This window comes from Lactobacillus sp. wkB10 (genome assembly GCF_000760615.1).
Lineage (GTDB): Bacteria > Bacillota > Bacilli > Lactobacillales > Lactobacillaceae > Lactobacillus > Lactobacillus huangpiensis.
The window spans coordinates 1-6438 of the sequence record NZ_JRJB01000018.1; the positions used below are offsets into that span (position 1 = coordinate 1).

Annotated in this window: 6 protein-coding genes and 1 pseudogene; 3 read left to right on the plus strand and 4 right to left on the minus strand. The window is 34.3% G+C overall.

All coding sequences use genetic code 11. The features are described from left to right. The 3 genes and pseudogenes from LACWKB10_RS09505 to LACWKB10_RS09515 form a co-directional block, all read left to right on the plus strand. Positions 1–885 (plus strand): annotated as a pseudogene (locus LACWKB10_RS09505) (family 78 glycoside hydrolase catalytic domain); the annotation flags it as partial. A 21-nt stretch (positions 886–906) separates the two neighbouring features. Further along, the gene (locus tag LACWKB10_RS09510) at positions 907–1821 is read left to right on the plus strand and encodes an ROK family protein (protein WP_034981693.1); all 915 of its coding nucleotides are present in this window, start codon (positions 907–909) and stop codon (positions 1819–1821) included. After that, entirely contained in the window at positions 1811–3274 is a 1464-nt protein-coding gene (locus LACWKB10_RS09515) for a glycoside hydrolase family 1 protein (protein WP_034981695.1), read from the plus strand. Before LACWKB10_RS09510 ends, LACWKB10_RS09515 begins: the two co-directional genes overlap by 11 nt. A 60-nt stretch (positions 3275–3334) precedes the next feature. On the opposite strand, the gene LACWKB10_RS09520 is transcribed toward LACWKB10_RS09515, so the two are convergent. The 4 genes from LACWKB10_RS09520 to LACWKB10_RS09535 form a co-directional block, all read right to left on the minus strand. Next, entirely contained in the window at positions 3335–3565 is a 231-nt protein-coding gene (locus LACWKB10_RS09520) for a cytochrome b5 domain-containing protein (protein ID WP_034981697.1), read from the minus strand. Between the two features lie 77 nt (positions 3566–3642). Then, the gene (locus tag LACWKB10_RS09525) at positions 3643–4524 is read right to left on the minus strand and encodes a lysophospholipid acyltransferase family protein (RefSeq protein WP_034981700.1); all 882 of its coding nucleotides are present in this window, start codon (positions 4522–4524) and stop codon (positions 3643–3645) included. After that, positions 4521–5468 carry a glycosyltransferase family 8 protein gene (locus LACWKB10_RS09530; RefSeq protein ID WP_034981702.1) on the minus strand — a complete coding sequence of 316 codons (948 nt, stop codon included), beginning with the start codon at positions 5466–5468 and terminating at the stop codon, positions 4521–4523. The genes LACWKB10_RS09525 and LACWKB10_RS09530 overlap by 4 nt, the downstream gene beginning before the upstream one ends. Before the next feature lie 20 nt (positions 5469–5488). Next, complete coding sequence (locus LACWKB10_RS09535; protein WP_034981705.1) at positions 5489–6328, minus strand: glycosyltransferase; 840 nt, start codon at positions 6326–6328, stop codon at positions 5489–5491. Positions 6329–6438 lie beyond the last annotated feature (110 nt).

A 6438-nucleotide genomic window follows, 5' to 3' on the forward strand; every position in this document is an offset into this window, starting at 1 on the left:
TTGCGCCTGCAGGCATTAGCAAATTACGCTTCCTTTAATGATCAGAACTTAGTAAAGCGGTGTTTATATTTATTTGGAGCTTTGCCGACCAGTAGTGGCAGAATTACCAGCAATTTATTTACAGGTTCAGAACCTATTCCTGATGATACTTTCTTATATGATTATGGTTTATTTTTCATTTCAACTTTGTATGATTATTATCAACAATACCATGACAAAGAAACTGTAAAAGATTTGTTTCTTCCAGCTAAACGCGAATTGGCACAAGCACTGCTTTATTTAAATGAGCAAAATTTAGTTGAGCTAAAATCAGATTGGCCAATATATGTTGATTCTGGCAATAACTTTGATAAATCAACTTGTGCAACTGCTATTTTAATTTATGCACTTAAGCAGTTCATTTCTTTGGGCCAGGTTGTTAATGAAGATATGACAGATTATACTAATAAACTACAAGATATCGTAGAAGCTGCTCTTAATAATTTATATGATAAAAAAACTGGCTTTTTTGTTAGTGGAAAAAACAAAGAAATTAACGTAGCAAGCCAAGTTTGGATGGTGTTAGCCCACATTTTAACAGATGAAGAAAACCAGCAACTTATGGTTGCAAGTATGAAAAAATTTTATCCGTTTAAAGATATTACTACACCATATATGTATCATCATATTGCCGCAGCGCTTTTTGAATCGGGTAATAATGAGCTGGCTATAAAATTAATTAAAAAATATTGGGGTAGCATGCTTGACTTAGGTGCTGATACTTTTTGGGAAGCCTTTAAGCCAGATGATCTAGACTTTTCACCATATAATAATTTAGCAATAAATAGTTATTGTCATGCGTGGAGTTGCACACCAATTTACTTGTTAAAGAAGTATTATAAGTAAGATAAAAGATGGGAAAGAAATATGTGTAAATATCTTAGTATAGATATAGGCGGCACGAATATTAAATTTGGCTTATTTGATAAGTCAGGGAACTTAATTACAAAAGATTATACTAGTACACCTAATAATATTTCTGATTTTGGCAAAACGATTGATAAGATCGTAAAAAAATATTTGGTTAATATAAAAGGAATTGCCGTCAGTGTCCCGGGTAAAGTTGATTCTAAAACTGGAATTGTATATCACGGGGGCTCGCTACACTATCTTGATCAATTTAATTTTAAACACATATTAGGAAATAAATATCATGTTCCAGTTGAAGTAGAAAACGATGGTCGAGCTGCAACTTTAGCTGAAATATGGCGCGGTAGTATGCATAATATTGCTAATGGTGCAGTAATTATTCTAGGCACTGGCGTAGGTGGCGGAATAATAGTAAATGGTAAAATTTTGCGTGGCTTTCATGATCAGGCTGGAGAAATTAGTTTTATCACTTTAGGAAGAACTATTGACCAAAATAATATTGTCGGTAAGTTATGTTCTGCTTTAAATATGATTGAAAAATGTGCAAAACATAAAAATTTATCCAATATTGATGATGGTAAAAAAGTTTTTGAAGCTATCAATAACGAGGATCCAGCGATTTGGACAATATTTAAAGACTATTGTGCTGCCATTGCGACTACCATCTTAAATATACATAGTGTGATTGATATTCAAAGAGTAGCAATTGGTGGAGGTATTAGTAATCAGCCAGTTTTGCTTAGGCAAATAAAAGTTGAATTATTCACTGCTGTTGAAAAATCTCCCAAAATCGCTAAAAACATCGAACTACCGGAAATCGTAACTACCACTTTTTTGAGCGATGCTAACTTATATGGAGGATTATATAATTTTTTGAATCAACAAACGGAGTATAAAGATAATGAATTATAACAACTTTCCTGAAAACTTTCTTTGGGGCGGTGCTACTGCAGCATCTCAGATTGAAGGTGCATATTTAGAGGACGGTAGAAAGCCTTCAACGGTTGATGCAATGCCTGGAGGAAACGATAGATTAAAAATAGTTAATCGTAACGATTTTAACTGGCAAATAGATGAAAAGAAGTATCAATATCCCAATCATTTTGGTATTGACCACTATCACAGATATCAAGAAGACATTCGTTTATTTAAAGAAATGGGCTTTAAATGTTATCGTTTTTCTATTTCATGGAGTCGCGTTTTTCCTAATGGTGATGAAGAAAAACCTAATAATGCAGGGTTGCAGTTTTATGATAATTTAATAGATGAGTGTTTAAAATATCAGATTGAGCCGGTTATTACACTTTCTCATTATGAGGTTCCTTTAAACTTGATTAAGAAGCTAAATAGCTGGGCAAACAAAAAGATGATTAACTATTTTGTCAAGTTTGCACAGGTGATTTTGTCCAGGTACGCAAATAAGGTAAAGTATTTTATTACATTTAATGAAATTAATTCTGCATTGCATTTTCCAGTTCTTTCTCAGGCTTTAATACCTCGCACTGGGTCTAAAAACTTTAAGAATGTTTTTCAAGCATGGCATAATCAATTTGTCGCAAGTGCCAGAATAGTTAAGTTTGCACACCAATTGGCTCCAGAAATTAAAATGGGCTGCATGATTCTTTCTACCGCTAATTATTCTTATGACTGCAATCCAGAAAATCAGCTGGCAACTTTACACCGAGAGCAAGATTTTAATTTCTTTTGTTCAGATGTTCAGGTAAGAGGGTATTATCCTAGTTATACGCACAGGTTTTTACAGGATTATGGTTTGACAGAGAAAAGTATTGACTGGACAAAAGCTGAATTTAAAGAAATTGCTGAGGGAACTGTTGATTTTATTTCTTTAAGCTACTACCAGTCTAATACTATTGATAAGATTAACAAGCGAGAAATTGTGCCAGGAAATCTAACTCAAAGTGTTAAAAACCCGTTTTTAACTGTTACTCAATGGGGCTGGCAAATAGATCCAATAGGCTTGCGCGTAATTTTAGACAAATTATATGACCGGTACCAAAAACCGCTCTTTATCGTTGAAAATGGTGTCGGAGCTAAAGATAAAGTAACTGCCCAAAATAAAATTTATGACGATTACAGAATCGATTATCTCAAAAAGCATATTGAAGCAATTAGTGGTGCTATTTATGACGGTGCTCAAGTAATTGGTTATACCCCTTGGGGCTGTATTGATCTAGTGAGCTCATCAACAGGAGAAATGAGTAAACGATATGGACTTATTTATGTTGATCTGCATGATGATGGCAGTGGTTCATGCAAAAGATTAAAAAAGAAATCATTTTATTGGTATAAGAGGGTGATACAAAGTAACGGCAATAATTTATCAGAAAAAGACTTGAATTATTAACCATAATAAAACAGGCATATCTTCACAGTGATATGCCTGTTTTATTATTTTATTATCTAATTAATCTTCGTAGGTACCGACTTTTTTCAGGTTGCCTAAGACACTTTCACCATGAGGTGATTGTCCTATTGCAACAGTCAGGTCACGACCAGCTAAATTGCCATGGTGTTCGCCATCAGTCCAGTGTGGATTGCCAGTGACATCATAAACAACACCTTTAATAGCGACATAAGCTGGGTTGCCATTTTTACCATCATATTTTGCTAAAGATTCTTTTGTAAACTTCTCCATTGGAAAATATCCCCTTTCCAAATACACTTACTTATTGTCACCTATATTATAGCTCAAAGAATCAACAAGTCTAACTTTTACTTTGATTTTTTTTGATAATTAAAACGCCAGCCAGCAATATCCCAGGGGGTAAAAGCCGAATCTAATTTACGCTGGTAAGCCTTTTCATAGGCTGCTACTTTTTGCTGGTAATCGTGCTTCATCATCTGCTTAGAATTTTCATTGGCATTCAGTTTAACATCAGGGAAAATAGGTGGCAAAACGTGAACTACATATTTAGTTTGGTAAAAATCAGGGTGGTCTTTTTCTAATTTGTCAGTTGTTTGAATTTCAATAAAAGTTGAAATAACCGGCACATTTTGCTTGGCAGCAAAGTAATAGGCGCCTCGTTTTAATTCGCGGGGCTTGCGGTAATTCCACCACATTTCCTGTTCAGGATAAATTAAAACCCAGCTATTTTGCTCTAACGCATCATGTAGGTGACGTGGAAATTCATTACCGACATAGCTAGGGGTTTCTATTAAAGGAATAGTGCCAACATAGTTCATTAGGTAGCACAATATTCCGGGTAATTTTAAGTTGGTGTCCTCAATGGCAATAGTTAAGGAATGGTGTGTTTTATTTGCTAAATGCTTAATGGGTAAAGAGTCAATTTGGTTAAAATGATTAGCAGTAATAATTGCTCCACCTTGTGGCAAATTAGCTAAATTTTCCAGACCGGTAAATGTAGTGGAAGATGTAAAAATATGCATTAAAGTGTTGAAAATTAAATGTCCAATCCGATTATTAATTTTTCCTTTAAAAGTTTTTTGCTCTCGCCAAAAAGCATTGACTAATTCTTTACTTTCCTTTATAGAAAGAACAGGATCACCGACTTCGACTTTGGCATCCCACTTGCCACTATTAACTGCTTCTTTAATGTTTTGAATAACTTGTTCACGATTGTCGCCTATAATCATAAACTGACAGGTCCTTGCTTTTTCACATTAGCCCAGTTGTATGGGTCATTAATAGTTTTATCTTCTTTAGCTAGCATATGATCTAATTTATGCCGGTCTTCATCACGTTGCTTATCAGTGTATGTATTTAGTTCAGTCAACAGATCATTATAAAATTTGGTTTCTTTTGCGCTCTTCCAGAAATATTCTTCATATTGAACTTTTTTAAAATGCCATGGTTTAAAGAAAAGGTTGTAATGAATCAAGCTGGGATTAGTTAAAGGTTCAGTATTATCATTTGGCATTGCATCCCATTTGGGATCTAAATGTAAAATTCTTTTATCGCCAATTTCGTTTAAATAATCTTGATCTGGGGCAATACAGTCAAAATGATATTTACTGAGTAAACGCATGAAATGATCAATAAAATTCTCATCGCGAAAGACTTTACAGTTTAAAACCAGCATGCCGGAATTAATGTATTTTTTAGGATCAAGAACTAATACTTCTTTAATATAGGCAACCATTTTTGTTACAAATTGAATGGAGGAATCAGTACAAGCTGCAAAGAGATTATTGCCAAGCTCTGTATCATACAATTTACCAATATCATCATTTACGATTGTGTCACTGTCGATATAAATTGCCTTATCATATTGGGGAAACAGATCAGGAATAAATAAGCGGTAAAAAATGGACATTGTAAAGAAATCAGCTCGTAAATAGTTTTCAGTACGATTTTGAATTGGTGCAACTATTTCATCGTTAATCTTAAAGAATTTAACATGAACGTTAGAAGAGCCTATTTCTAATAAATCTTGTTTGTGCTGCGGTGATAAGTCCTGACTTAAAAAATAGATAGTATAATCTTTATCCTCAGCAGCATTCTTTACTAAAGAGTTCAGCGAAACTGCTGCGTATTTTGTAAAATCATCACTAATTGCATAAAAAACTGGAATTGTCATATATTTATTTTCTCCAAACATTATTTTTGTACTAAATTGCTTTTCACACTGAGATAGTAATTCAGAATGTCATCATATTCGTGCAATTTTAGTACTGTATGTACCCGCTTAACATCCCATGGCTTAACTGTCAAGGTATGAAACACGGGCCAGAAACGGAAACTGGTAGTAAAATGCTGAATTACTGTGTCCGACTGCAATTTATACTGTTCATTATAACGACGCGGGGCAATTTTCTTATTTCTGGCATAACGGTTAATTGCAGTTTGATCAGGCATTAATACGGTTCGGGTTTGCAGAAGGTGCCTGATTCTAGCGAATAATTTAGTTTTTCTAATTTCTGGGAGATTAAGCAGCAACACGCCGGAATTAATATAATCAAAAACTTTATGCTCGTGCAGGTTGTGAAAGAAGAACCGTCCCCAGTAATCAAGGACTCCGGCGAATTCGTAATTAGTTATATCTTGTTGGTAAAAACTAACGAGACTTCGCCTGACTATTACATCAGCGTCAAGGTATAGTATTTTATTTGGCAACTGTGGTATTTCGTCAGCAAAGAGCCTGAGCATAGCATAAGGAGTAAAATGAGTGCTCATGTTAGCTATTAGAGGCTCTCTGACGAATAGTCCCGTGCAGTCCATTAATTTTAACGTACTTTGAGGATTTTGTTTTACCAAAAGTTCTTTTAAATAGTCCGCTGCATGTTTGCTGAAGGGCTTAAATTTCTTGTGATAACTCTGAGTGTACATTGTTAGAATGTAGATATGGAGTTCTTTTGCGCCACTATTTTTTATTAATGAAAGCGTAGCGATAAGAATACCATCTTCGGCGTTATGATCGCCACAAAAAAGAATATTCATTGAGAACTCCTTAATTTATTTTTTGATAAATGCAATATTCGAAATTACTTGTTAAGGCTCGTTTTTGCATTGTCTGATAAACTTGCTTATGCAGCTTTTCTTGCGCCTGC